The sequence below is a fragment of the Alkalicoccobacillus murimartini genome (assembly GCF_030813245.1).
In the GTDB taxonomy this organism is placed as follows: domain Bacteria; phylum Bacillota; class Bacilli; order Bacillales; family Bacillaceae_D; genus Alkalicoccobacillus; species Alkalicoccobacillus murimartini.
Genome location: NZ_JAUSUA010000004.1, coordinates 341,144 through 367,687, shown reverse-complemented (window position 1 = coordinate 367,687; position 26,544 = coordinate 341,144). Strand labels below are relative to the sequence as shown.

Here is a 26,544-nt window from a genome sequence, read left to right as displayed (position 1 = left end):
TTTTTATGTATACAGGTAACAGATTTACTTAAGATGCCTACTGTGTTTAAATAAGAGTATATGAGGTTTGTAATGGGAGGTGTCAATATGAAGACATTTAAGCTCTATGCGCTTTATCTATTAGCTGGAGACAATGAAACAATCAGGCAGGAAGCAATTCCATTAACAGATGGGCTCATCATTAATATGGAGAATAGCGAACGCACTTGGTTTATTGATGCGGTTGTACCAAAAGAGTATATGCATTTCTTTGAAGGTGAACAAAAAGCAAATCGTCATGTTTTCTTAAATGTAATTATTACGAGTAAAGATAACCATCCTGCTGCTATGATCACAAGTATTGAGACAATTACTGAGTTAAGTGACGGGTACAGTATTGTGTTTAAAGGTCGTATCGTTCTTGGACGAGATGACGTATTAGAGGATGTGCTCGAAGAACTTCTTACAGACGCTCATTCTAATGAGAATTTGCTCGAACGATTTAAGGAACGTACAGAAAATCTTGATTCATACTCTGAAAAGACTTTAAATGAAGTTTATAAGGATTTGAAAGAAAGTGGAAAGTACGTATTATTATAGAATTTTTGATCAAGAAGCTGTTGAAGGGGCATTTCCCTGAACAGCTTCTTTTTTTCTGGATGTATAGTTAAGGGTAATTTTTAAATACTAACAAGATAGAGATGATAAAAAAGGGGGAGTGGTCCGTGCAGCAAAAAAGTATCTGGGGAATCGTGTCCATTTCATCCATTCCCCTCGTCATGACGCTTGGAAACTCAATGTTAATTCCTGTTCTTCCTACGATTGAAAAAGAGTTAGGTATTAGTTCACTTCAGGTCAGTTTGTTAATTACGGTGTATTCAATTGTTGCGATCTTATGTATTCCTGTTGCGGGTTATTTATCAGATCATATCGGTCGAAAACAAGTGATTATTCCAAGCTTATTGCTTGCTGCAGCTGGTGGTGCACTTGCTGGATTAGCTGCGTGGAAATTTGATTCGCCATACTATTGGTTAATCGCAGGACGGTTGTTGCAAGGAGTCGGTGCAGCAGGCGCAGCTCCTATTGCCTTCCCACTTGTTGGGGACTTGTTTACGACAGAAAAAGAAGTCAGTGCAGGGCTTGGCCTTGTTGAAACATCTAACACCTTTGGTAAGGTTATTAGCCCGATTTTAGGAGCTTTATTAGCTTCCTTTGTATGGTTTCTACCGTTTTTTTCGTTCCCTATATTTTGCTTGATATCAATCGTCATGCTTTTAGTATTTGTGAAGCTGCCTAAACGAAAGGACAAGCCGAAAAAATTTAAGGCTTTTGTCAAAATGATCCGAGAAACATTTAAGCGCGAAGGACGTTGGCTGTCTATTGTCTTTTTTATTGGTGGTTTAAGTATGTATTTAATCTTTGGTTTGTTATTTTATTTATCGACAAGCCTTGAAAAAGAATACGGTATACATGGTGTGAAGAAAGGGGTTGTCCTTGCTTTCCCCTTAGCTGCCTTATGTTTGTCTTCCTACGTAACAGGAAAGTTAATTGGCCAAGATAAAATGAAAATGAAATGGTATACAGTAGGAGGTTTAGCACTTCTGACCTTATCCATTCTGTGGATATCTTTATCTGAAGATATCTACGTCTTGTTAACGGCTTTATTTTCAGCTGGTCTAGGTATTGGGGCCGCATTACCAAGTCTTGATGCGTTTGTAACGGAAGGTATAGATCAAGAACAAAGAGGATCGATTACATCTTTATACAGCAGCATGCGTTTTGTTGGAGTCGCACTAGGGCCACCTGTTTTTGCTGCACTTATGAACTTTAATCATTTTATGATTTTCTTTTCGCATGCCATTTTTTGTGCGTTATCGCTTCTGTTAACTTTAGTAATGATTAAACCAGAAAAGCCTGTGAAGAGCACCTGGAGTTGAAGATGGACGTAAGAAAGGTAGAAAGGGTATACTGCTAAAAAAAGCAGGGGGTTTAGGACGTGGAAACATTTTTGGATTTTTACCAACGTGAAGTTCACCTCGCTTTTCGGGAAGATCCATTCTCTAAAGCACCAATGCATGTTTGGGTCATTTGCCGACATCAGGGACAATGGCTGCTAACCAAACATAAAAAACGCGGTTTGGAGTTTCCTGGAGGGAAAGTTGAAGAGGGAGAGCAACCGCTTGATGCTGCTTGTCGAGAAGTATTTGAAGAGACGGGAGCAAAGGTTAAAACGATTCATTATATTGGTCAGTACACAATCCCGACAGAGAAAATTTGTAAAAATATTTATTTAGCTGAAATTGATTTCATTGAAGCGCAGCCCAACTATTTAGAAACGGACGGTCCGGTTCTAGTTTCCGAACTTCCAGATCAGGTCGAAGAAGACGAGCATTACAGTTTTATCATGAAAGATGGCGTGTTGCGTTATTGTTTACAATACATAAATAAAACCAATATAGAGTAGAAAGGAAGGGTGCGCCATGATTATAGATAAACAGCGCATCCCGTCTCCTCACCCTGGCATTCGTTTATACCTCATCACTCATTTGAGTGGAGGGTTAAGAGTGAAGGGGTATCTAGCAGAACCTCTTTGGAGCAGATCTTTACCTGGATTGATTTATCTCCGCGGAGGGATTAAAAATGTTGGAATGGTTCGCATCCAACGACTGATTCAATGGGCATCAGAGGGTTTTGTCGTATTTGCCCCCTTTTATCGAGGGAATCGAGGTGGCGAGGGAAATGAAGACTTTGGCGGCCATGATCGCGAGGATGCGGTGAGTGCGGTAGAGGTTTTAAAGGAAAATGAGCGCTACGATCAGAAACAAGGAATTCATGTGATTGGTTTCTCTAGAGGAGGCGTCATGGCTTTGTGGGCAGCCATTGCTAAAGATGAAGTCAAAAGCCTCATTAGTTGGAATGGCGTCACAGATATGTTTCTCACATATGAAGAACGGGTTGATTTAAGAAGAATGATGAAACGTGTGATTGGTGGTACACCCACCAAATATCCTGAACGTTATCATTGGCGCACGCCTCAAGAGGAACTAGAGACGATGCAAGCCTCCGTTCTCCTTATACACGGAGTGAAAGATGAGCATGTATCCATCGAACATGCGTATAAGTTAGAATGCTTACTTAAACATAATAAGAAACCGATTGAAACATGGTACTTCCCAGATTATACTCATCAATTTCCTCTTAAAGATCAGCAGCGCATTTTACATGAGGCGGCTGATTGGATGAAAAATCAGGTAGAGAAGTAGTAGTAGTAGTAGATTCTTCACATGAAAAAAAGAAGCCTCATTAATTAATGAGACTTCTTTTTTTATCTTCTTATTTTGGTCCAGCTTCCACGATATCTTTTGATAGACCAGTGAATTTGGTGAAATTTTGTTTAAAATTATCAGCTAGTTCTTTAGCTTTTAGCTCATAAGCCTCAGGGTTTGGCCAAGTAGACTTTGGCTGAAGAACAATGTCTGGTACACCTGGGCAGTGTTCTGGAATGTGTAAACCAAAAACAGGATCCTCAGTTGTAGCAACATTCGATAATTCTCCCTGTAATGCCGCTTGGACCATAGAACGAGTATGAGCGAGCTTCATACGCTCTCCTACTCCGTATGGACCTCCTGACCAACCAGTGTTAACAAGAAACACATCTACATTATGCTTAGAGATGAGGTCACCTAGCATTGATGCATAACGATGGGCTGGTAGTGGCAAAAATGGAGCACCAAAGCAAGTAGAGAAGGTTACCTCAGGCTCAGTTATGCCGCGTTCTGTTCCTGCTAGCTTACTCGTATAACCAGACAAAAAGTGGTACATCGCCTGTTCAGGTGTTAACTTACTGATTGGTGGAAGTACACCAAATGCATCAGCTGTTAAAAAGATAATGGTACTAGGGTGTCCTGCAACGCTCGGCTCAAGTGCATTCGGAATATAATCAATTGGATAAGCTGCTCTAGTATTTTCTGTTAGAGAGATGTCGTCATAATTAGGTTCACCCGTTACGTCTGAGACGACAACATTTTCGAGCACCGTACCGAATTTGATTGCATTCCAAATTTGAGGCTCTTTTTCCTGTGAAAGGTTCACACACTTTGCATAGCAGCCACCTTCAATGTTAAATACACCATTTTCAGACCAGGCATGCTCATCATCGCCGATTAATAAACGGTCTGGTGATGCAGAAAGTGTTGTTTTACCAGTACCTGAAAGCCCAAAGAATAAGGCTACATCGCCTTCTGCACCTGTATTAGCAGAGCAGTGCATAGACAGGACACCTTCTTCAGGAAGAAGATAGTTCATAATAGAAAAAATAGATTTTTTCATTTCGCCTGCATATTCTGTTCCGCCGATCAGAATCACTCGTTCTTCAAAAGAGATCATCACAAAAGCTTCTGAATGGGTACCATCAATTTCAGGCACAGCTTTAAAGGTTGGAGCTGACACAATGGTAAATGGCTCTCGTTCTAATTTTTCGTCTGTAGAGCTTGGGCGAATAAAAAGCTGGCGAGCAAAAATTTGATGCCAAGCAAATTCATTAATGACTTGAATAGGTAATCGATAATTCGTGTCTGCTCCTGCAAAACCTTGAGAGGCAAAAAGCTCTTCTTTTTCTCCTAGGTGAGTCAGGACTTTATGGTATAAAGCTGTAAAGATATCTTTGCTTAAAGGTTGATTAACGGGACCCCAATCAATCGTATGCTCTACTAGACTTTCTCTCACAACAAACTTATCTTTAGGTGAACGACCAGTATAGGCACCTGTCTCTACACTAAGTGCTCCAGTTGATGTTAGGGTTCCTTCTCCGCGTTCAATGGATTGTTCGACCAGACGAGAAACAGACAAATCGTGCTTCATTTGTGGACTGGATAAAAGCTGCTCCAGTTTTATAGGCATATTCATGGTTTTCATATCGCATTCCCCTCTCGAATGATCATCTTATATTGTAACTTAATGCTAATTAGTATAACACATTGATATGATTAGTCTATACTTTTTAGCGTGATTTTTATGGAGTTTACTTTATAAGCGTAAAACCGTGGTGTAATTGACTTTTTACTATAGTTGTTATATAATTTTTCGCGAACGGATCTTATCGGAGAGCCGGCGGAGGGACAGGCCCAGCGAAGCCCAGCAACCACCATTTAACAAAATGGAAAGGTGCTAACCTGCAAGGCATTGCCTTGAACGATAAGAGGTTAAAGGACAACATTTCAACCCTTTTCCTCAGTACGGAGGATTTGGGTTTTTTATTGTGTATATTTAATCTCAACCTGGTTGATCAGGCAGATAAGAGAAGATTTAGATTGAGTTGGAAGGGTGATAAGAGATGACAGAAAGTAGAAGTAGACAACTTTTTACATCAGAATCGGTGACAGAGGGACATCCAGATAAGATGTGTGACCAAATTTCAGATGCTATTTTAGATGAAATTCTTAAGAAAGACCCTAACGCACGAGTGGCCTGCGAAACATCTGTTACAACAGGACTTGTGTTAGTTGCTGGAGAAATCACAACTAGTACATATGTGGATATTCCACGTGTTGTTCGTGATACGATAAAAGGCATTGGTTATACACGTGCAAAATATGGTTTTGACGCAGAAACATGCGCCGTTCTCGTTTCAATAGATGAGCAGTCAGCTGATATTGCACAAGGAGTGGACCAGGCTCTTGAAGCACGTGAAGGACAAATGACAGAAGAGGAAATTGAATCGATCGGAGCAGGTGACCAAGGATTAATGTTTGGTTTTGCGACGAATGAAACAAAAGAACTTATGCCTCTTCCGATCTCATTAAGTCATAAGCTTGCTCGCCGTTTAGCTGAAGTTCGTAAAGAGGAAATCGTTGATTACCTTCGTCCAGATGCAAAAACACAAGTAACAGTTGAGTACGATGAGCAAGGTAAGCCTGCTCGCGTGGACACCATTGTTATTTCTACACAACATCATCCTGATACGACACTTGAGCAAATTCAGCATGATATGAAAACTCATGTAATTAATAAAGTGGTTCCAACTGAGTTAATTGATGAACAAACAAAATACTTCATTAATCCAACGGGTCGTTTCGTAATTGGAGGACCTCAAGGAGATGCAGGGTTAACAGGACGGAAAATTATTGTCGATACGTACGGAGGATATGCGCGCCATGGTGGTGGAGCTTTCTCTGGTAAGGATGCTACGAAAGTAGACCGATCTGGCGCTTATGCAGCACGTTATGTAGCTAAGAATATCGTGGCCGCTGGTCTTGCTGACAAAGCTGAAGTACAGCTAGCTTATGCGATTGGTGTTGCACAACCGGTTTCTATTGCTGTTGATACATTCGGCACAGGTAAAGTATCAGAGGAGGAGCTAGTTACGCTTATCCGTAAGAACTTTGACCTTCGTCCAGCGGGCATTATTCGTATGCTTGATTTGCGTCGTCCAATCTATAAGCAGACGGCTGCTTACGGACATTTTGGACGCACAGATGTGAGTCTGCCTTGGGAAGAAACAGACAAGGCTGCTACTTTAAAAGAGCAAGCTAGTATTAAAATCAGCTAATTCATATAAAACGCGTCAACTATCGATCATAGTTGACGCGTTTTTTGCGTTCATTTATTTTGCTGTATTTGTTTATAGATCTGGCCTTTCTCTACATATTCAGTTCGAATACGCTCCATATCCGCTCGATCCGCTTCGTTCAGATCACGTATAACTTTAGCTGGGCGACCAAAAGCAAGAGTGTTAGGTGGAATCACTTTACCTGGAGGGACCAAGCTACCTGCACCTATGAAGGCACCTTCACCAATTATAGCTCCATCAAGTATCGTAGAGCCCATACCAATAAGTGCATTCTTTTCAATGGTGCAACTATGCAGCATCGCTTGGTGTCCAACTGTCACATCATCTTTAATCAAAAGTGGGTGATCTGGACTCTGATGGAGCATAGACTGATCTTGTATATTGACCCGTTTTCCAATGCGTGTAGGTGATACATCTCCACGAATAACCGTTTGAAACCAAATACTCGATTCGTCCCCTATTTCTACATCTCCTGTTATGGTTACGTAATCAGCAATAAAGGCACTTTCAGCAATTTGTGGTTTTTTGTTAAGATATGAATAAATCATAAGCCTCATCCTTTCAGTCTCTTTAAAAAAACGCTATACTTAATCATAACGTAAATCAGTTAGAAGGTAAAAATCATCGAGATTCTACTGTGGAACAAGGAGATGGTCATCATGTGGAAATGGGAAGTATCAGAGCCTAGAGGTGTGGTAGTCATCGTTCATGGAGCAGGAGAGCACCACGAACGGTACCGATGGTTGGCTGAAAAATGGAATGAACACGGATTTGATGTCATTATGGGAGATTTGCCTGGCCAAGGAAAAACACGAGGCCGGCGCGGTCACATCCAATCCTTTCAGCAGTACCTAGATAGTGTGGAAGACTGGCTGACTGAGGCAAGGCTAAAACAACTTCCAGTTCTCCTCCTTGGACACAGTATGGGTGGTTTGATTGCAATTCGTACCGTGATGGAAAGAGATAACTCTCAAATTCATGGATTAATCTTATCCTCACCTTGTCTAGACCTAAGCCACCCTCTACCTAAAGTAAAAAAAGCAGCATCTAAAGTTTTACAACATGTTGCTCCTACCTTTAGTGTGAACTCAGGCATTCGGTCAGATCGGGCAACCCGAAACCAAGAAGTGATTGAAGCCTATCTGACAGATCCATTAAAAGTCAGTAAAGTATCTGCACGCTGGTATCAGGAATTAGAAAAAACAATGCGCCTGACCAGACGCTATCCAGAGAAATTTCCTAATATCCCTTTATTAGTTCTTCAAGCTGGAGAAGACCACTTAGTTGATAAACATGCGACGCAAGAGTGGTTTAACCATCTCATTTTGACTCAAAAGTCTTATAAGGAATGGGAAGGCTTGTATCATGAACTATTTAACGAACCAGAAAGAGATGACGTTTTCCGTCATGCAATTGGATTTGTAAATTTAATGTTTCCATAAGTTTGAAACTTTTTGAAAAGCAGTGAGCATGTACGTGTGCTCGCTGTTTTTTTGTGGGGAGGATTAAAATGATTTTGAAGGGTTATCAAGAGGAACAGGTGTTGAGTCAAGGCGGATTGAGGTTAATCAAGATGTGAGGGGAGATACCAAGAGAGACCAGGTTGAGATCAAGAAAGAGAAGCTATTACCAAGAGGGGAAGGGCGATACCACGAGCGAAGCAGGATTTAGTAAGGGCGAAGAGGACTATACTAAGCCGGAGATGCGAAACAAAGGCAAGGTCAAAGGACGTAAGGAATAAAAATATTCATTTTTATTGATCTTATCGGGTTTTGGGATTTATCAAGAAGGATGGGCGTGAAATCAAAACGGATAGAGATCTACCAAGATGCGAGAGGTGATAGCAAGAGAGGTCGGGCTGAAATTAAGAGAGATAAGCTATTACCAAGAGGGAAAGAGCGATACCACGAACGAAGCGGGATTTAGTAAAGGCGAAGTGGACTTTACTAAGCCGGAGACGCAAAACAAAGGCACGTTCAAAGGATATAAGGAATAAAAATATTCATTTTTATTGATCGTATGGGGTTTTGAGGTTTATCAAGAAGGATGGGCGTGAAATCAACACGGATAGAGATCTACCAAGATGCGAGTGACGATACCAAGAGAGACCGGGTTGAAATTAAGAGAGAGGAGCTTTTACCAAGAGGGGAAGGGCGATACCACGAGCGAAGCAGGATTTAGTAAGGTCAAGGTCGACTTTACTAAGCCGAAGTCGCAAAACAAAGGCAAGGTCAAAGGACGTAAGGAATAAAAATATTCATTTTTATTGATCTTATCTGGTTTTGGGATTTATCAAGAAGAATGGACGTGAAACCAAGACACATAGAGATCTACCAAGATGCGAGTGACGATACCAAGAGAGACCGGGTTGAAATCAAGAGAGAGTAAATTTTACCAAGAACAGAAGTACGACACCAAGAGCAAAGCGCACTTTACTAAGAGAATCCCCCCACTTACCAAGCTCCATAAGAAATCTTGAACCACATAAAAAAACGAAGGGGACAGTGTCCTCTTCGTTTTTCTTGTATGTTACGATCTAGCTTCGCCTCTTATTAATAGTTCAAGCTCTCCGGTTTCTGGGTGGATGACTAATCCGTGAACTGGAATTTCTTTTGGCATAAGTGGATGGTTTTCGACGATATCGACGCTGTTCGTAACGCTCTCTTCTACGTTTGCAAATCCAGTTAAAAATTGTTTAACATCTACTCCAGCATATTCGAGTGGTTCGATGACTTTCATATCAATGCCTCGTGCTTCTGCTTTTTTGAGAAAGGCTTCAGACTCAAGTCCGGCCATTCCGCAACCATGATGGCCAATGATCAAAACTTCTTCTGCTTGAAGTTCAAAAACAGCTAGTAGGATACTTCTCATGATACTTCCGAAAGGGTGAGAAATGACAGCTCCTGCATTACGAATAATCTTTGCATCCCCTTGTCCAATATTCATGGAACGAGGAAGAAGCTCTGCCAAACGTGCATCCATACATGTTAGAATGACTAGTTTTTTGTTAGGGAATTTGTTGGTTTGATAGTTCTCGTATTCTTTTTTTTCAACAAAATGCTTATTATATTCAAGAATGTTATCTAAGTTGGGCACGTTCATCACTGCCTTTCAAATGTTTTAGCGTTTTTCGATCGCTACTATAAATGGTGGAGCGTTTTTTTGATTAACAAAACCATATTGGAGCACATGTGCTTTTTCCTGAGGCAATTGTCGTACATAGTCGAGAATGGCTTCTTTTTCAATGGCCCCTTCTGCATGACCGTGATAAACGACAAGGACAATGATTCCTTCTGCCGTCATGGCATGAAATAAACCACTGATCGCTTTAATGGTCGTCTCGGCATGAGTTGTAATGCTTTTATCACTGCCTGGCAGATAACCAAGATTAAAGATGGCTGCTTTAAGTGTTGGAAGATGTTCAGGTTGAATCATCTCAACGGCATGTTCATGACCAGTATGATGCAGATCTACACGTTCTAGTAGTTCTTCTTTGTGCAGGCGGGCTTTTGTGGCTTCGACCGCAGCTTCCTGAACATCAAAGCTGTAGACTCGTCCTTTTTGACCGACTAGTTTCGCTAAGTAACACGTATCATGGCCATTTCCCGCGGTAGCGTCAACAGCTGTATCACCCTCAGTTATGGCGTGGTCAAGCAGTTCACGAGCAAAAGGAAGGATTCCTTTTAGCTTCATGATGATGGTTCCTCAGCTCGATAGTGAATGCCCTGCCAAGTGCCGCGATCTTTTAATTCGTTTTCAATTCCATTTAATACGTCCCATTTGTTCATACTCCACATTGGGCCTATTAGGAGTTCAGGAGGTCCATCCCCCGTGAGACGATGGACAATCATGTCTTCTGGAATGACTTCGAGTTGATCAGCGACTAATTTCATGTATTCCTCCATATCCATTAAATCAACAAGGCCCTTTTCGTATTGTTTTACCATGCCTGTTTTCTTTAGTAGATGTAGTAGGTGAATCTTAATTCCTTGAACATCAAGCTTAGCAACTTCTTTTGCTGTCTCAAGCATCATCTCAGGTGTTTCGAGTGGTAAGCCGTTAATAATATGAGAACAAACACGAATGCCATGCTTACGTAGTTTCGCTACGCCTTCTTTGTAGCATTCATAGTCATGAGCACGATTAATGATGTTAGCTGTGCGTTCATGTACGGTTTGCAAGCCAAGCTCAACCCACAAGTATGTGCGCTCATTCAACTCAGCTAAGTATTCGACGACATCATCAGGTAAACAGTCCGGACGAGTCGCAATCGACAATCCTACAACGCCTTCTTGCTTAAGAATCACCTCAAAATAATTACGTAGTGTTTCTACAGGAGCGTAGGTGTTTGTATAGGCTTGAAAATAACCGATGTATTTTCCGGTTTTCCACTTTTTGTGCATACGTTCTTTGATGGAGTGAAACTGTGTGACAAGATCATCTGTGCGGTCACCTGCAAAGTCCCCAGAACCTCTGACACTACAAAATGTACAGCCACCATGTGCAACGTTTCCATCTCGGTTTGGACAGTCAAAGCCAGCATCTAAGGGAACTTTAAAAACCTTTGTCCCAAAATGATCACGAAGATGAGAACTCCATGTGTAGTACCGTTTATCTTCAAAGTGAGCTGGTTTCGCATTTACTGCTGAATTCATTTAAATCTACCTTCCTGTGTCACTCGATTTGAATCTTTTAGTAATTCATTAATTTTATCCTTCATTTTATCATGCAGGGATACGAAGAGCTACTGTATTTAAATAGAATCAGTTCCTTACTCGAAATAAATTGCTTTTCTCGACCGTCTACCATAGGATTACATCTGGGGTTTATTTAAACAGGATACTAGAGGAGTACAAAAAGAATGCCGAAGTCTATCTGGATATTATTAATTGCTATGACAATGAGTATAACGGGAGCATCTTTTTTGTGGCCGTTAAATGCTATTATTATACATGATGAGCTTGGAAAATCTCTTACGACAGCTGGTTTCATCTTACTGCTGAATTCGGCGGCTGGAGCTTTTGGGAATTTACTTGGTGGAAGGTTGTTTGATGGAATTGGCGCTTATCGAACACTCGTATTCGGGGTAAGTGTTGCCTCAATCAGCGCTTGTTTACTCGCTTTTTATCACAGCTATTATTTTTATATGTTCTTATTAATGGGTATTGGTTTTGGATCAGGTATCATGGCGCCAGCTCTTTATGCACTGGCAGGAACATTATGGCCAGAAGGAGGAAGGCGTCCATTTAATGCGATTTATGTAGCTCAGAATGTAGGAGTAGCTCTAGGCACGGCACTTATTGGTGTGATTGCGATGAACGAACTCACAGCTGTTTTTCGTGCAAGTGCGTTTATGCATGTAGCTTTGTTTCTGTTTGTTCTTATAGCTTTTCGAAAGCTTGAAGCAAAACCAACTGGTAAAGCAATCATGAAGCAAACGGAGAAGATCCCGTTCAAAACACATTATCGAGCTCACTCTTTAATTCTCATTAGTATTGCCTTTGTTATTTGCTGGATGGGATACACACAGTGGCAAGCAAACGTTTCGGTGCATACACAGAATCTAGGGATGTCACTTGGGTCTTACAGTTTATTTTGGACGGTAAATGGATTAATGATTGTTTGTGCCCAACCGCTTTTATCATGGGTTATCAAAAAATGGATCCATGGAATTAAAGCTCAAATGATTACCGGTGTGATATTGTTTATCCTTTCATTTCTTGTATTATCACAAGCAGGGCAGTTTGCAGGGTTTATGACAGCAATGATTATATTAACGATCGGTGAAATGTTTATTTGGCCAGCTGTACCAACCGTTGCAAGCCAGTTAGCACCTCCAGGCAAAGAAGGATTTTATCAAGGACTTGTGAATAGCGTTGCTATGGTGGGGAGAATGTTTGGACCTTTACTAGGGGGTTTTATCGTGGATATCTCTTCTATCTACGTATTATTCTATGTGCTCGTGGCTATGCTAGTTCTATCCTTACCATTTTTGTATGTGTATGATTTTCCATTAAAGAAACTTAATGCTGCATCTAGGCAGGAGCCTTAATTTTGATAATTCTGAGCGCCCGCTTGACAGAGCGGTTTCTACTACATACAATACTAGTAAGTTCATACGACATGTTGATGTTAACGAGGACTAGTAGATCTATCTGGGAATGCAGAGAGTTGGCGGAAGGTGCAAGCCAGCCGAACAGGTAAATTGAACTCCCCTTCGAGTCTTGATGGTGAAAAGTGAAGTAGCCTTCAACGGGTCACATCCGTTATTTGTGTAAAGAGTGAACAGATAAGTGTATCTGTTAATCTGGGTGGTACCGCGGGATAAGCATAAATGCTAACTCTCGTCCCTGATAATTAATTTTATTAGGGGCGGGAGTTTTTTGTATGCAAACGGACTCATAGGCAAACAACTTACTGGACCATAATAGAAAACAGGAGGAAACGCAATGTCTTTTTCACATAATAAAATTGAAACAAAATGGCAAGCGTACTGGGAACAAAATAAGACGTTCCGTACAAATACATCTAGCGACAAACCGAAGTTTTATGCTTTAGACATGTTCCCATATCCATCAGGAGCAGGGCTACATGTTGGTCACCCTGAAGGAATGACAGCAACCGATATTCTTTCGAGAATGAAGAGAATGCAGGGGTATGAAGTGATGCATCCTATGGGCTGGGACGCGTTTGGCCTTCCTGCTGAGCAATATGCCATTGATACAGGCAATGCTCCTGCAGCTTTTACCCAGTTAAATATCAATACTTTCCGTAGACAAATAAAAGAGCTAGGGTTTTCATATGACTGGGATCGTGAAGTAGATACAACGGATCCAAATTATTATAAATGGACACAGTGGATTTTTATTAAGCTTTATGAAAAAGGCCTTGCTTATGTAGATGAGGTTGCTGTGAACTGGTGCCCGGCACTAGGAACTGTATTAGCTAATGAAGAAATCATTGATGGGTTAAGTGAACGTGGTGGTCATCCAGTAGAGCGTCGCCCAATGAGACAGTGGGTATTACGTATTACAAAGTATGCGGATCGTTTGCTTGAAGACTTAGAAGATCTTGATTGGCCTGAGAGCTTAAAAGATATGCAGCGAAACTGGATTGGTCGTTCAGAAGGTGCACAGGTTGAATTTCAACTTGATGGTTTCGATGATGTAATCTCTGTATTCACCACTCGTCCAGACACGTTATTTGGAGCAACCTATATGGTTCTTGCGCCAGAGCATAAACTAGTGTCAACGATCACATCAGATGAGCAAAAAGAAGCAATTGAAGCCTACCAAAAGAAAGTAGCAACTAAAAGTGATCTTGAGCGTACAGAGCTTTCGAAGGAAAAATCAGGAGCGTTTACTGGTGCATACGCGATTAATCCGATTAATGGAGAGCGTGTGCCAGTCTGGATTGCCGATTACGTGCTAGTCAGTTATGGAACAGGTGCTATTATGGCGGTTCCGGCACATGATGAGCGTGATTACGAATTTGCGACAGCTTTTTCATTGCCAATTCGTGAAGTCGTTGCAGGCGGAAATGTTGAGAAAGAAGCCTATACTGGAGACGGCGAGCATGTAAATTCTGATTTCCTTAATGGGTTAGGCAAGGAAGAAGCAATTACGACCGCCATTACGTGGCTTGAAGAAAAATCAGTCGGTACTAAAAAGGTAACGTATCGTTTACGTGACTGGTTGTTTAGCCGTCAACGTTACTGGGGTGAGCCTATTCCTGTGATTCACTGGGAAGATGGAACATCAACAACCGTACCTGAAGAGCAATTGCCTTTGATCTTGCCTGAAATGGAAGAGATCAAGCCATCTGGAGTAGGAGAATCTCCACTTGCTAATGCGAAGGAATGGTTAGAGGTTACGGATCCAGCTACAGGAATGAAAGGACGCAGAGAAACGAATACAATGCCACAGTGGGCAGGAAGCTGCTGGTACTACCTTCGTTACCTTGATCCTGATAATTCAGAAGCCTTGGCTGATCCTGAAATCTTAAAGGAATGGCTGCCTGTTGATATGTATATTGGAGGACAAGAGCACGCAGTTCTACATTTATTATACGCTCGTTTCTGGCATAAATTCTTGTATGACATCGGTGTGGTTCCAACAAAAGAACCGTTCCAACGCTTGTACAATCAAGGTATGATCTTGGGTGAAAACAATGAGAAGATGAGTAAGTCAAAAGGTAATGTAGTGAATCCAGACGATGTCATCAAATCACACGGTGCTGACACATTGCGCTTATATGAAATGTTTATGGGACCACTTGATGGAACCATTGCCTGGTCCACAAATGGTCTAGACGGATCACGTCGTTTCCTTGAGAGAATTTGGAGATTATTTATTGAGGAAGTATCTGGTGATTTGAGTCCTTCTATTAAAGACGGAGCAGGATCAGAGTCACTTACTCGTGTCTATCACCAAACGATCAAAAAGGTAACAGAGGACTTTAAGGAATTGCGTTTTAATGTCGGCATCTCACAGATGATGGTCTACATTAACGAAGCGTATAAGCAAGAGACACTGCCTAAAGAGCAGATGGAAGGCTTTGTGAAAATTCTTTCACCTATCGCTCCTCACTTGGCAGAAGAATTATGGTCTAAGCTAGGTCATACGGATACAATCACTTACGCCACATGGCCTGAGTATGACGAAGCGATGCTTGTAGAAAACGAAGTCGAAGTCGTTGTACAAATTAACGGCAAACTGAAAGCGAAACTCGTAATCCCAGCCGATTCTTCTCGTGAGCAAATGGAAGAGCTTGCTCGTGCAGATGAAACCGTACAAGAAGCAATTGCTGATAAAACAATACGCAAAGTAATTGCCGTACCAGGGAAGTTAGTGAATATCGTTGTAGGATAATAGGAAAAACTCATCAGTCCTCTATAAGGCTTGATGAGTTTTTTTTGCGTTAGATATGTGTGAGGATCTGCACTAATCCTGGAGAGAGAGGGGGAAACATCTAATAATCCGAAAACATACCTCTAAAAAAGAACGAACGCTGATCGCGTTCGTTCTTTTTTATGATTCACTAGGTCTTAACGCTGCTGATTTTCCAGCTGTGTATCCAGTAGAGAAGGCACATGTAATATTATACCCGCCCGTGTAGCCATGGATATCTAGTACTTCTCCGCAAAAGTAAAGTCCTTCTGCTTTTCTTGAGTGCATCGTTTTTGGTTCGATTTCTTTAACGGACACACCGCCTCCAGTAACAAAGGCTTTTTCAATGGAAAGTGTACCAGTGGCTTGAATGATAAATTGTTTCATTGATTTCGCCAATTGACGTAAGACATCGTGCGATATGTTGGCACAAGTTGATTCAGCGTTTATGGAATGGATGTCGTATAGATATGCTTGCATTCGCTCTTGAGTTGTTCCCTTTAGCACGTTCTTCAGTTGTTTCTTTGGCTCTGCTTTTACAAGCTTCCAAAGCTCTTGGAATAGATCTTCTTCTGATTTTGTAGGAAATAAATCTAGTCGTAACTGAATCGATGGGACATCAAATTTCTTTAGTGCTTTTACGACATATTGACTGCAACGCAATGCCGCTGGACCTGATACACCAAAGTGGGTAAAAATCATATCGCCTTCGTGTGTTTTGATGATCTTACCTTTTGGATTGATCACTGATAATTCTATGTCGCGTACAGAGAGACCTTGTAGAACTTTTTTCTTAACAAATGAATCGACGGAAGTGATGGGTACCTCGGTAGGATAGAGCTCGGTAATGGTATGACCTGCTTTTTTTGCCCAAGGGTATCCATCACCTGTTGAACCTGTGTGAGGAACGGATTTTCCTCCTGTAGCTACAATAACGGATCGGGTGTTAAGCACTTGACCATCCAATAACTTTACAGCCGCCACTTGTCCATTCTCATAGTCGATCGTTTTCACAGCTGAGTCAGTCCAGATTGTTACGTTTAATTCGCGTATTCTCCGAAGTAACGTATCAACAACTGTTTGAGCTTTGTCATTTACTGGGAACATACGTCCGCGGTCTTCTTGTTTCAGTTCAATGCCTAAATCTTCGAAGAAACGTATAATATCCTCATTATCAAACGTCGCAAATGGACTGTGCATGAACTTTCCATTACCAGGAATGTGTTCAATCAATTCCTTTCGTTCCATGCGGTTGGTTACATTACATCGTCCACCACCAGATATGGCTAACTTACGACCAAGTTTATTACCTTTATCTATTAAAAGCACACGTGCTCCGTTTTCTGCGGCAGCAACAGATGCCATTAGACCAGAGGGGCCGCCTCCAATCACGATTACATCATACATAGGGAATCTCCTTTATAAACCATGCTATGGCTTTTATTGCTGTTCCTATACTACCATATTAAAAGGATTTTGGATAAATAGCTTGAACAAACATATAGTATGTCACTTTTCTTCATAAATGATAGCCTTGTTTTGGATTAATCTGTTAGAATAATAAACATGGTATGTAAACGCTTTAATTTGAATGATCCTTTATGAGAGTGGTGGCGAAGGATGATTAAGTGGGGTCGTAGAAAAGGGAAGGGTATAAAAAATAAAATCATAACAATTGCTATCTTGCAGTTAGTGTTCTTTTGTTTGATGGGAACAATTAGCTTTCATTTCATAACCGCTGTCTATGAAAAACAAGTCTATGATGAATCAGCAAATACATTAAGCCTCACATCTACTGTTCTTGATGAGGAACTTAGGAAAATAGAACAGATATCATTCCAAATTAACACGGATTCCGTGATTCAAAACTATATGGAAGGCATCAATTATGAATACTTTGGATATGATGTGTACCGGACAAAACGACTGCTTATTGACCGATTGAATGCCTATTATTCTCAAGAGAAGTATATTTCGTCTATACATGTAGTAGATACGTTTGGGGAGATATACGTGGTTGGTGACAACCGAATTGGTCAAGAAATTGATCGAGAGTGGACAGAAGATATGAAAGAAGCAGGTGGGGCAAATACCTGGCAGTCTATTACAGATGAAGGGGTACTGGTTTCTACTAGAGAGATGAGAAAAATGAGTGATTTGAGTCTTGTCTATTTGGGTGCGGTTATTATCACTATAGATATGGGGGATTTTATATCAGGTTCTCTTAATTTTTCACCAGATAAGAGCTTTGTGATTATGAAAGACGAAGAAATCATGTATACAAATAATATGGAGGAAGGATCAGAAAGTCAGTTAGAGCCGACTGAGAGCTCAGGTTATCAGGTAATGGATCTAAGTGGAAGTGAGTATTTTATAACTTCACAAAGGTCTAGGCACTCTGAACTCTTTTATTATAATATTCTGCCCTTTGATCAAGTTACAGGACAGACTAAATGGTTAAATGGTCTAATGATTTTTTCATTCATCTTATTTTTAGCAATTATTCTTCTAATTAGTAGGAGTTTAGCAAGAGCGATTTCAAAGCCGTTAGAAGAATTAACAAGTAAGATGAAGCATGTGCAAGAAGGGAAATTTGAGAGCTTAGGGACAACTGACAAGCATTCTCCTTATGATGAGATAGGACAGCTTCATACAAATTTTGATTTGATGATTGAGAAAATTAACACGTTAATAAGAGAAAATTATACAAAGCAGCTCATAATTAAAGAAACGGAATATCGTGCGCTTCAGGCACAGATAAATCCGCATTTTCTTTATAATACACTGGATTCAATTAACTGGCTTGCCAAGATGAATAAGCAGTCAGATATCTCCCAAATAGCTGAAGCATTAGGTAATATGATGAGGAATATTATTAGTAAAAAGGAACCTCTCATAACAATTGATGAAGAACTCGATATTGTCCGAGCCTATATGGTTATTCAGAAATATCGTTATAAGGAGCGATTGCAATTTACCTTGGAGCACCCTGAGAATATGAGTGCGTATCGTATTCCTAAGTTAACGATTCAACCGATTATTGAAAATGCGATCCAGCACAGTCTTGAAGAAGTCATTTCAGTTTGCACAATTGACGTCAACATTCGGTGCACTGAGAGTAAAGTCACGATATCCATTCGTGATAACGGAGTGGGTATGGATGAAGCAACCATCCAGTCTATTTATGCAGGTAACGTAAAGCCTAAACGCTCAGGTATTGGTTTGTACAACATTATAGAACGAATTCATTTGATGTTTGGTGAGGCCTATGGTTTATCCATCGAAAGTGAATTGGATAAAGGAACAACGGTTTTCATAACCCTTCCTAATGTTGAGGAGTGATATGACATGTATAAGGTTCTTCTAGTGGACGATGAGATTAATATTCTAGAGGGAATTGCTGCTGTAGTGGATTGGAAAGCCTGTGAAGTGAAGTTGATGGCTAAAGCAAGTAATGGTGTGGAAGCATTTGAACTAATTGAAAAAGATATGCCTGATATTGTTATTACTGATATCAAGATGCCAGGTATGAACGGGGTAGAACTAATTAAGAAAGCTCATGCAGCCTATCCAAGTATTAAGTGGATGATTCTGTCTGGGCATGATGAGTTCGAATTTGCAAAATCTGCAATGGAGCACAATGTAAGACACTATTTGCTTAAACCTTCTAATGAAAAGAAAATTGAAGCTGCTCTGACGGATATCGTATCAGAGTTAAATGATCAGAATGCCAATGATTTATTTGTTCAGAACATGAAAAAGCGACTTCAGCAGATTATGCCAAAAGCAAAGGCGCAAATTTTGAAAGAGGTTCTTTCTGATAATTCGTTTGGAACTCTAGAGTGGGATCATTTTCAGCAATTGTTTGGCTCAGATTATACCTCAGAACCGCTCAAGTTATTAGTCCTGCAAATTGATGACTTGGTTGATAAGAAAAAGGTAGCTGGACCGGCAGAATTTGAGCACTTTTTTGCACTGAAAGAAATAGTCACTGAAAAAATGGAGCAAACACAGACCATTCTTTTATCGACAACGATTGGTGAGAAAGTCGTGCTAGTCATTGAAAGTGAATCCGATCAGGTACTAATTAAGACATTAAAAGAAGTAAAAGAGGATTTTTTATACTTTTATCAATTGACATTTACGAGTGCAATAAGTAGCGAAGAAAATGTCACGCAGCTTAGGAGAATGTATAGAGAAGCTCTTCAAGGGCTGGCGCAGCGTTTCTATGTAGGGAGTGGAGGAATTATTTCCACTGGTGAAATAGCCGAGCAAGGCTTTCGTTTTGATGAACTTCAGTTTAATCATGAAGACTTGCTGATGTACCTTCGAAGTGGAAACCTTGAAGAAACAAAAGAGTATTTGGATGAGTATTTTGCCTACGTGTCTCGGATGAAGTATGATGTGAGCATTGTCAAAGCACATAGCCTTGAGTTATTTATGTCCATTATTAGACAGACAAAAAAAGAGGTAATGGAATCTTTATTTAAACAGGTCATTCATTTTCAACAATTTCAAACACTTAAGCAGGTTGAAGAGTTTATTTATGAAGCAGCGATAAGCGTAGCACAAGAGAACTATACATCAACTAAACAACGCCTAAGTTCAACCATCCATCAAGTATGTGAATATGTTGATAGTCATTATTCGGATAGTGATCTGTCTCTCTTACAGTTATCAAATGATATTTTCTACATGAATTCAGATTATCTTGGGAAGTTATTCAAAAAGGAAGTAGGAGAGAAATTTTCCAATTATCTAGTGAAGTTAAGAATTGATAAAGCCATTGAATCTATACAAAAATCGGAACAACTAAAGATATCTGAGATCGCTGAGCAAGTTGGATTTGGAAATAACCCTCGGTATTTCAGTCAGGTGTTTAAAAAACAAACTGGATTTACTCCAAGCGAATACAAAGAAAATAATTTTAGCACATCAGATCATTAACTTAAAAATATGGAAATATTTGATTGCATCCCAAATTTAGATGGTGTAAGATATTAACTGTTAAAGAAAGCGCTTTCAAAATTATGAGGGGGGTTGCTTCATGAAAAAGAAAATGTTGTTTCTATCAGCTTCTATGTTATCACTTTCGTTAGCTTTAGCTGCATGTGGAGGGTCATCAGATGCAGGGGGAGACGCTAATTCTGGAGGCAGTGAAGGGAACGGAGATGATGAGCAGATCACATTAAGAATGTCATGGTGGGGTTCTCAAGAACGTCATGATATGACCTTCAAGATTATTGAAATGTATGAAGAAGCAAACCCTCATGTAAAAATCGAGCCGGAGTTTACCGGATTTGATGGATACTTTGAAAGAATGGCTGCACAAGCTGCCGGGAACAATCTACCGGACATCATGCAACAGAACTTTGGTGAATATCTAAACCTATATGCGAGTCAAGGGTTGTTGACGGATCTAAATGAATTTGTCGATGATGGAACCATTGATTTAAGTAAGGTGGATGAATCCATCGTTCAATCGGGTATGAAGGATGACCAATTTCTCGGTATGCCTACAGGTACAAACGCATTGACTGTAATGTACAATAAAGAAATGATTGAAGAAGCTGGAGCAGAGTTACCTACTAATGATTGGACATGGGAAGATTTTGATGAGATTGCGACAAAAGTACATGAAGAATTAGACACATATGGCACACGCTCATATGAAGCAGGAAATATCTTTGAGTACTTTTTAAGAGAAAATGGGTATGCTTTATTTAATGACGATGGAACAGACCTTGGATACGAGGATGATCAATTATTAACGGATTATTTAACTAGAGCTAAGACGGCAGTGGATGACGGGGTAGCTCCTGGGTACGATGTAGTCCAACAGATCCAAGGGATTGAAGATGAGATTATCGTTCATAAAAACGTACCATTTGATCTGAGATGGTCTAATCAGGTGAAAATCATGTCACAGGCAGCCGATTATTCATTTGATCTAAATGTACTACCTGGTGATAACATACAACAGGGAATGTACTTAAAACCGGCTATGCTATGGTCCGTTAGTGAGAATTCGGCACATAAACAAGAAGCTGCAAACTTCATAAACTTCTTTACGAACACTGAAGAGGTATTTGAAGCCATTGGATCAGATCGAGGAGTACCAGTCAATAATGAAATCCGTGAGAATATGCGTGCAGATTTGGATGAAGTGGAAACAAAGATCTATGATTATATTGATTTTGTTACAGAGAATAGCTCACCAATTGATACGAACTTCCCTTCACAATCATCAGAAATCCTACAAGAGTTAAATCAAATTGATGAGCGAGTGATGTATGGACAGATTACTCCAGAAGAAGGTGCTGAAGAATTTAGAAAAGCAGCTGGTTCAATATTGGGGAATTAACATAGTAGAAAGAGACTCCTTAAGGGGTCTCTTTTTTTGATGGAAACATTCTTACATGTATGGGAAAATACTTGATCAAAATCAGCACCTCTGATTTTTGAACATAAAGTATCTGATTATTTGATTACATCCAAAAAATAGATAGTGTACGATATTAACAGATCTAGAAAGCGCTTTCAAACATTAAAGGGGGTTGCTTCATGAAAAAGAAAATGTTGTTTCTATCAGCTTCTATGTTATCACTTTCGTTAGCTTTGGCTGCATGTGGAGGGTCATCAGATGCAGGGGGAGACTCTAATTCTGGTGGCAGTGGCAGTGATGGTAATGGAGATGATGAGCAGGTTACGTTAAGAATGTCATGGTGGGGTTCTCAGGAACGACATGATATGACCTTTAAGATTATTGAGATGTATGAGGAAGCAAATCCTCACGTGAAAATTGAACCGGAGTTTACTGGATTTGATGGATACTTTGAAAGAATGGCTGCACAAGCTGCTGGGAACAACCTTCCAGACATTATGCAACAGAACTTTGGTGAATATCTAAACTTATATGCAAGTCAAGGATTGTTAACAGATTTAAGTGAATTTGTTGATAATGGCACGATTGATACAAGCCAAGTAGATGAACTGGTACTTGAATCAGGTGTGAAGGACGATCAACAACTAGGAATTCCGAGTGGAATGAATGCGCTTACAGCTATTTACAGCCAGAAGATGCTAGATGAAGCTGGTGTTGAAATAAGTGAAAACTGGACTTGGGAAGAGTTTGAGGAAGTTGCGTATACGATTCACGAAGAATTAGATACGTACGGCACACGTTCATTAGATGTAAAAAACATGTTTGAGTATTATTTAAGAGAAAAAGACTTTACCTTGTTTAACGAAGACGGAACTGATTTAGGATATAGCGATGATCAATTACTTGTTGATTTCCTATCTATGTCTAAAAGAATGGTGGACGATGGTGTAGCTCCTGGTTATGATGTTGTTCAACAAATTCAAGGGGTAGAGGATGAATTGCTTGTGCATGGTAATGCGCCATTTGATTTTAGATGGTCAAACCAAGTGGTGGTTATGTCAAGTGCAGCAGATTATTCGTTTGATCTAAACGTACTGCCCGGAGCTAATAATGAGCATGCGATGTACCTAAAACCAGCTATGCTTTGGTCTGTGAGTGAAAATTCTCAAAACAAGGAAGAGGCAGCTAAATTTATTGACTTCTTTACAAACACAGAAGAAGTGTTTGATGTGATTGGTTCAGACAGAGGTGTTCCAATTAACGCTGAAGTACGTGCCTACATGCAAGAAGATCTAAATGAAGTTGAAACGAAGATCTATGAGTATATCGATTATGTCACAGAGAATAGCTCTCCAATTGACACGAACTTCCCAGCTGAATCTACAGAAGTGTTACAAGCACTAGAAAATGTAGATGAGCGCGTTATGTATGGCCAAATCACTCCTGAAGAGGGAGCCGAGGATTTCAGAAAAACTGCCAGTCAAATATTAGGGAACTAGGCTGAGATTAGATCCTGATAACTCTGGGAGTTACAGGATCTTTTCAATCATGAGACATAAATACGTATAGTAAGGAGTGGAGAAAATGGCTCAAAATCAAACGGGGCAGGAAGTTAAAGTACCAATAAAACCCCCATTCAAAAAACCGTTTAAACGTCCGAAAAGATTGCGTACAGGCTATGAAGAAACGGCTGGCTATGCTTTTATTTCACCATTTATTATTGGACTATTAGCTTTTACTCTCTATCCGATCCTTTATTCTCTTTACTTATCTTTCACCAATTATGGTATGGGTGGCGATTACAACTGGATTGGGTTTGCTAACTATGAGCGTATGTTCACAACAGATGACACATGGAGGCAATCTCTAAAAGTTACGTTTCTTTATGCCGGAACAGCTGTACCAATTAGATTAGTTTTTGCTCTTCTTGTAGCTGTAGCTCTGAACAAAATTGTTGAGGCTGTTGGCTTGTATCGAACATTATTATACCTTCCATCTGTTGTTGGAGGAAGTATCGGTATCTCCATCATGTGGAGACAGTTGTTTGGAAACGATGGAGCATTTAACTCTGTACTTGCTTCTATCGGTTTACCTACACATTCATGGCTTGGGGATCCAGGTACAGCCATTTGGACACTAGTTGCATTATATGGATGGCAGTTCGGTTCATCCATGCTTATCTTTCTTGCTGGTTTACGCAATATTCCAAAAACATTCTATGAAGCTTCAAGTGTGGACGGAGCAAAACCTTGGCAACAATTCTTTAAAATTACGATTCCTTTGCTTACACCGGTGATCCTATTCAACACGATCATGCAGACCATTCAAGGGTTTATGGCATTTACACCAAGTTTTGTTGTAACAAATGGCGGGCCTATGAATAGTACCCTTTTGTACGTACTTTACATGTATCGCCGTGCCTTTGAATTCTTTGACATGGGTTATGCCTCTGCTATGGCGTGGGTGATGTTAATAATCATCGCCGTATTCACAGCTGTTATCTTTAAGAGCTCTGATAAGTGGGTTCACTATAACGATTGATGAGGAAAGGAGAAAGCCATTATGGATACAAAAAGAAAAAAACTAACTCGTAAAATTGTTCAACATATTCTCATGATTATTTTCACTCTAATTATGCTGTACCCACTAGCGTGGATGGTAATGAGTTCTTTTAAAGAAAGTTCAACGGTCTTTGTTGATGCTCATACGCTCATACCAAGTGAATGGGCTTTTGAGAACTTCAGTGAAGGTTGGAAAGGGTTTGGTGGAATCACGTTTACAACGTTTTTCATGAACTCGTTCATTATCACGATTATCTCTACAATCGGAAGTGTCATATCATCAACATTTATAGCGTATGGCTTTGCTCGAATTAAATTTACAGGTAAGAAAATGTGGTTTGTCTTAATGATGATGACATTAATGCTTCCATATGAGATGGTTATGATACCACAGTACGTGATGTTCTCAGGATTTGGCTGGATTGATACGTACTTGCCTTTAATCTTGCCTACATTCTTCGGAGTTCCATTCTTTATCTTTCTGATCATGCAATTTATTAGAACGATCCCAACGGAGCTGGATCAGGCAGCGAAAATTGATGGATGTAATACATTCTCTATTTTCTTTAGGATCATCATGCCACTTGTTGTACCGGCAATGATGACAGCAGCGATCTTCTCATTCTACTGGCGCTGGGATGATTTTATGGGACCACTTATCTATCTAGTGACCCCAGAAAAGTACCCAGTATCATTAGCACTAAAGCTATTCTCTGATCCAAGTGCAGTAACAAACTGGGGAGCCATGTTTGCGATGACAACTCTCAGTATTTTACCAGTATTTCTAATCTTCTTTTTCTTCCAGCGTTACATTGTGGATGGAATTAGTACTAGTGGCTTGAAGTCTTAGATAGCAAGGAGTGGAAAGTATGAAACGATTTGCAGTGTGTGGTGTGAGTAAACGAGCGGTTGGTATGTTTATTAAGCCAATGTTAGAGACATTTTCAGAAACAAGTGAGCTTGTGGGTATGCTTGATCCCGATGTAAAGCGATTTGCTTTATGTAAAGAGGACTTTCCTCAAATTGCCCATGTGCAGGAGTATGATGAATCTCAATTCCACAATATGGTGAAGGACACGAAGCCGGATGTCATCATTGTGACTGGACGAGATGATACGCATGTGAAGTACATTATATTAGCACTAGAGTATGGTCTAGATGTTATGACAGAAAAACCAATGGCAACAACGGCAGCTGATTGTCAACGTATTATGGATGCAGAGGCTAAAAGTAAAGGACGAGTAACGGTAACATTTAATTACCGTTACAGCCCTTTCCATACGAAGATCAAGGAGATGATCTTAGAGGGCAAAATCGGCAGGATTACATCTGTTGACCTTAATTGGTATATCGATACTTATCATGGCTCTAGTTATTTCCAACGTTGGAATCGGATGCGCAAGTTCTCTGGTGGTCTTTCGATCCATAAGAGTTCTCATCACTTCGATTTGGTTAACTGGTGGCTCGATCAGACACCTGAAGAAGTATTTGCTTTTGGGGCACGTAATTATTACGGAGAAGAAAGCGTTCACAATCCGGAGAAGAAAGATGGCCGGGTGTGTGCAACCTGTGATGTGAAGCATTCCTGTTCTTACTATTCAAGATGGAATTCCAGAAGCAATAGCTTTACCGTTCAGGATGATCATATTGAATCAGACAAAGGCAGGAATGAAAGCTACACGAATTATCGTTCTGATCAATGTATTTTCGATTCAGAGATAGAAATTGAAGACACCTATACAGCGACCGTCCGTTATAATCAAGGAGCTTTATTAAGTTATTCAATCAACTTTTCACTTCCTTACGAAGGATATAGTTTAGCGATTAATGGAACAGAGGGCAGGATTGAAACGAAAGAAATCCATGCACCATCGCGTGTGCCTTTTCCGTTTGATGAGCAAACCATTGATTATTATCCATTGTTTGGTTCAAAAGAGATTATTCATGTTGTAAAACGAGATGGAGGACACGGAGGGGGCGATCCGGTCATCCAGGAAGATCTATTTATGGGTCCAGACCCGGCACGTCCATATGAAATTCTATCAGGAAGCCGGGATGGTAGTTATGCGGTTGCTACCGGTGAAGCGATTTGGCGTTCTGTGAAAGAAAAGAAACCAATCCATATTAATGAGCTCTTAGAAAAAACGTCAACGAAAGTATAGT

The 26,544-nt window shown here is 40.2% G+C and carries 21 protein-coding genes, 1 riboswitch and 1 other annotated feature; of the genes, 15 read left to right on the top strand and 6 right to left on the bottom strand.

Annotated features, from left to right (window positions below; genetic code table 11):
• The first annotated feature begins 87 nt into the window (after window positions 1–87).
• From J2S05_RS14790 to J2S05_RS14775, 4 genes are all read left to right on the top strand, one after another.
• Window positions 88–579: a YwpF-like family protein gene (locus tag J2S05_RS14790; RefSeq protein ID WP_306984090.1), complete on the top strand. Its 492-nt coding sequence runs from the start codon at window positions 88–90 to the stop codon at window positions 577–579.
• Between the two features lie 125 nt (window positions 580–704).
• Window positions 705–1,916 (top strand): MFS transporter, encoded by a 1,212-nt coding sequence (locus J2S05_RS14785; protein ID WP_306984087.1) that lies wholly within the window; start codon window positions 705–707, stop codon window positions 1,914–1,916.
• Between the two features lie 59 nt (window positions 1,917–1,975).
• A complete protein-coding gene (gene ytkD / locus J2S05_RS14780) occupies window positions 1,976–2,443 on the top strand; it encodes an RNA deprotection pyrophosphohydrolase (protein WP_306984085.1) in 468 nt (155 codons plus the stop codon).
• Between the two features lie 16 nt (window positions 2,444–2,459).
• Complete coding sequence (locus J2S05_RS14775; protein WP_306984083.1) at window positions 2,460–3,242, top strand: alpha/beta hydrolase family protein; 783 nt, start codon at window positions 2,460–2,462, stop codon at window positions 3,240–3,242.
• Between the two features lie 70 nt (window positions 3,243–3,312).
• On the opposite strand, the gene pckA is transcribed toward J2S05_RS14775, so the two are convergent.
• On the bottom strand, window positions 3,313–4,893 hold the full coding sequence (pckA, locus tag J2S05_RS14770; RefSeq protein ID WP_306984081.1) for a phosphoenolpyruvate carboxykinase (ATP): 1,581 nt from the start codon (window positions 4,891–4,893) through the stop codon (window positions 3,313–3,315).
• A 178-nt stretch (window positions 4,894–5,071) separates the two neighbouring features.
• Window positions 5,072–5,179: riboswitch (SAM riboswitch) on the top strand.
• Window positions 5,180–5,311: 132 nt separating this feature from the next.
• Here pckA and metK point away from each other — a divergent pair.
• Window positions 5,312–6,526 (top strand): methionine adenosyltransferase, encoded by a 1,215-nt coding sequence (gene metK, locus J2S05_RS14765; protein WP_306984079.1) that lies wholly within the window; start codon window positions 5,312–5,314, stop codon window positions 6,524–6,526.
• Window positions 6,527–6,576: 50 nt separating this feature from the next.
• Here metK and J2S05_RS14760 read toward each other — a convergent pair whose 3' ends face one another.
• Window positions 6,577–7,095, bottom strand: coding sequence for a gamma carbonic anhydrase (locus tag J2S05_RS14760; protein ID WP_306984078.1), 519 nt, complete (start codon window positions 7,093–7,095; stop codon window positions 6,577–6,579).
• A gap of 111 nt (window positions 7,096–7,206) precedes the next feature.
• Between J2S05_RS14760 and J2S05_RS14755 the strand changes: the two genes are divergently transcribed.
• Window positions 7,207–7,989 carry an alpha/beta hydrolase gene (locus J2S05_RS14755; protein ID WP_306984074.1) on the top strand — a complete coding sequence of 261 codons (783 nt, stop codon included), beginning with the start codon at window positions 7,207–7,209 and terminating at the stop codon, window positions 7,987–7,989.
• Between the two features lie 1,087 nt (window positions 7,990–9,076).
• Here the strand turns inward: J2S05_RS14755 and J2S05_RS14750 are convergent.
• Genes J2S05_RS14750 through J2S05_RS14740 form a run of 3 tightly spaced genes read right to left on the bottom strand, consistent with a single transcriptional unit; the run spans window position 9,077 to window position 11,202 of the window.
• On the bottom strand, window positions 9,077–9,643 hold the full coding sequence (locus J2S05_RS14750) for a beta-class carbonic anhydrase (RefSeq protein ID WP_306984176.1): 567 nt from the start codon (window positions 9,641–9,643) through the stop codon (window positions 9,077–9,079).
• Between the two features lie 24 nt (window positions 9,644–9,667).
• On the bottom strand, window positions 9,668–10,240 hold the full coding sequence (locus tag J2S05_RS14745; protein WP_306984072.1) for a class I SAM-dependent methyltransferase: 573 nt from the start codon (window positions 10,238–10,240) through the stop codon (window positions 9,668–9,670).
• Window positions 10,237–11,202 carry a TIGR01212 family radical SAM protein gene (locus J2S05_RS14740; protein ID WP_306984069.1) on the bottom strand — a complete coding sequence of 322 codons (966 nt, stop codon included), beginning with the start codon at window positions 11,200–11,202 and terminating at the stop codon, window positions 10,237–10,239. The genes J2S05_RS14745 and J2S05_RS14740 overlap by 4 nt, the downstream gene beginning before the upstream one ends.
• Before the next feature lie 206 nt (window positions 11,203–11,408).
• Between J2S05_RS14740 and J2S05_RS14735 the strand changes: the two genes are divergently transcribed.
• The gene (locus tag J2S05_RS14735) at window positions 11,409–12,599 is read left to right on the top strand and encodes an MDR family MFS transporter (protein WP_306984067.1); all 1,191 of its coding nucleotides are present in this window, start codon (window positions 11,409–11,411) and stop codon (window positions 12,597–12,599) included.
• Window positions 12,600–12,670: 71 nt separating this feature from the next.
• Window positions 12,671–12,902, top strand: a binding site (T-box leader).
• Between the two features lie 94 nt (window positions 12,903–12,996).
• Window positions 12,997–15,417, top strand: a complete 2,421-nt coding sequence (leuS, locus tag J2S05_RS14730; RefSeq protein WP_306984065.1) for a leucine--tRNA ligase — start codon at window positions 12,997–12,999, stop codon at window positions 15,415–15,417.
• A gap of 159 nt (window positions 15,418–15,576) precedes the next feature.
• Here the strand turns inward: leuS and J2S05_RS14725 are convergent, their stop codons facing one another.
• Window positions 15,577–16,842 carry a BaiN/RdsA family NAD(P)/FAD-dependent oxidoreductase gene (locus tag J2S05_RS14725; RefSeq protein WP_306984064.1) on the bottom strand — a complete coding sequence of 422 codons (1,266 nt, stop codon included), beginning with the start codon at window positions 16,840–16,842 and terminating at the stop codon, window positions 15,577–15,579.
• A 213-nt stretch (window positions 16,843–17,055) separates the two neighbouring features.
• Between J2S05_RS14725 and J2S05_RS14720 the strand changes: the two genes are divergently transcribed.
• The 7 genes from J2S05_RS14720 (at window position 17,056) to J2S05_RS14690 (ending at window position 26,543) form a co-directional block, all read left to right on the top strand.
• Window positions 17,056–18,777, top strand: coding sequence for a sensor histidine kinase (locus tag J2S05_RS14720; protein WP_306984061.1), 1,722 nt, complete (start codon window positions 17,056–17,058; stop codon window positions 18,775–18,777).
• Between the two features lie 6 nt (window positions 18,778–18,783).
• A complete protein-coding gene (locus J2S05_RS14715; protein ID WP_306984060.1) occupies window positions 18,784–20,382 on the top strand; it encodes a response regulator in 1,599 nt (532 codons plus the stop codon).
• Between the two features lie 100 nt (window positions 20,383–20,482).
• Window positions 20,483–21,799, top strand: a complete 1,317-nt coding sequence (locus tag J2S05_RS14710; protein ID WP_306984058.1) for an ABC transporter substrate-binding protein — start codon at window positions 20,483–20,485, stop codon at window positions 21,797–21,799.
• A 200-nt stretch (window positions 21,800–21,999) separates the two neighbouring features.
• Window positions 22,000–23,319, top strand: a complete 1,320-nt coding sequence (locus J2S05_RS14705) for an extracellular solute-binding protein (protein ID WP_306984056.1) — start codon at window positions 22,000–22,002, stop codon at window positions 23,317–23,319.
• Window positions 23,320–23,404: 85 nt separating this feature from the next.
• A complete protein-coding gene (locus J2S05_RS14700) occupies window positions 23,405–24,361 on the top strand; it encodes a carbohydrate ABC transporter permease (protein ID WP_306984054.1) in 957 nt (318 codons plus the stop codon).
• Between the two features lie 21 nt (window positions 24,362–24,382).
• A complete protein-coding gene (locus J2S05_RS14695; RefSeq protein ID WP_306984052.1) occupies window positions 24,383–25,231 on the top strand; it encodes a carbohydrate ABC transporter permease in 849 nt (282 codons plus the stop codon).
• A gap of 19 nt (window positions 25,232–25,250) precedes the next feature.
• Window positions 25,251–26,543 (top strand): Gfo/Idh/MocA family protein, encoded by a 1,293-nt coding sequence (locus J2S05_RS14690; protein WP_306984051.1) that lies wholly within the window; start codon window positions 25,251–25,253, stop codon window positions 26,541–26,543.
• The last annotated feature ends 1 nt before the right edge of the window (window position 26,544 follow it).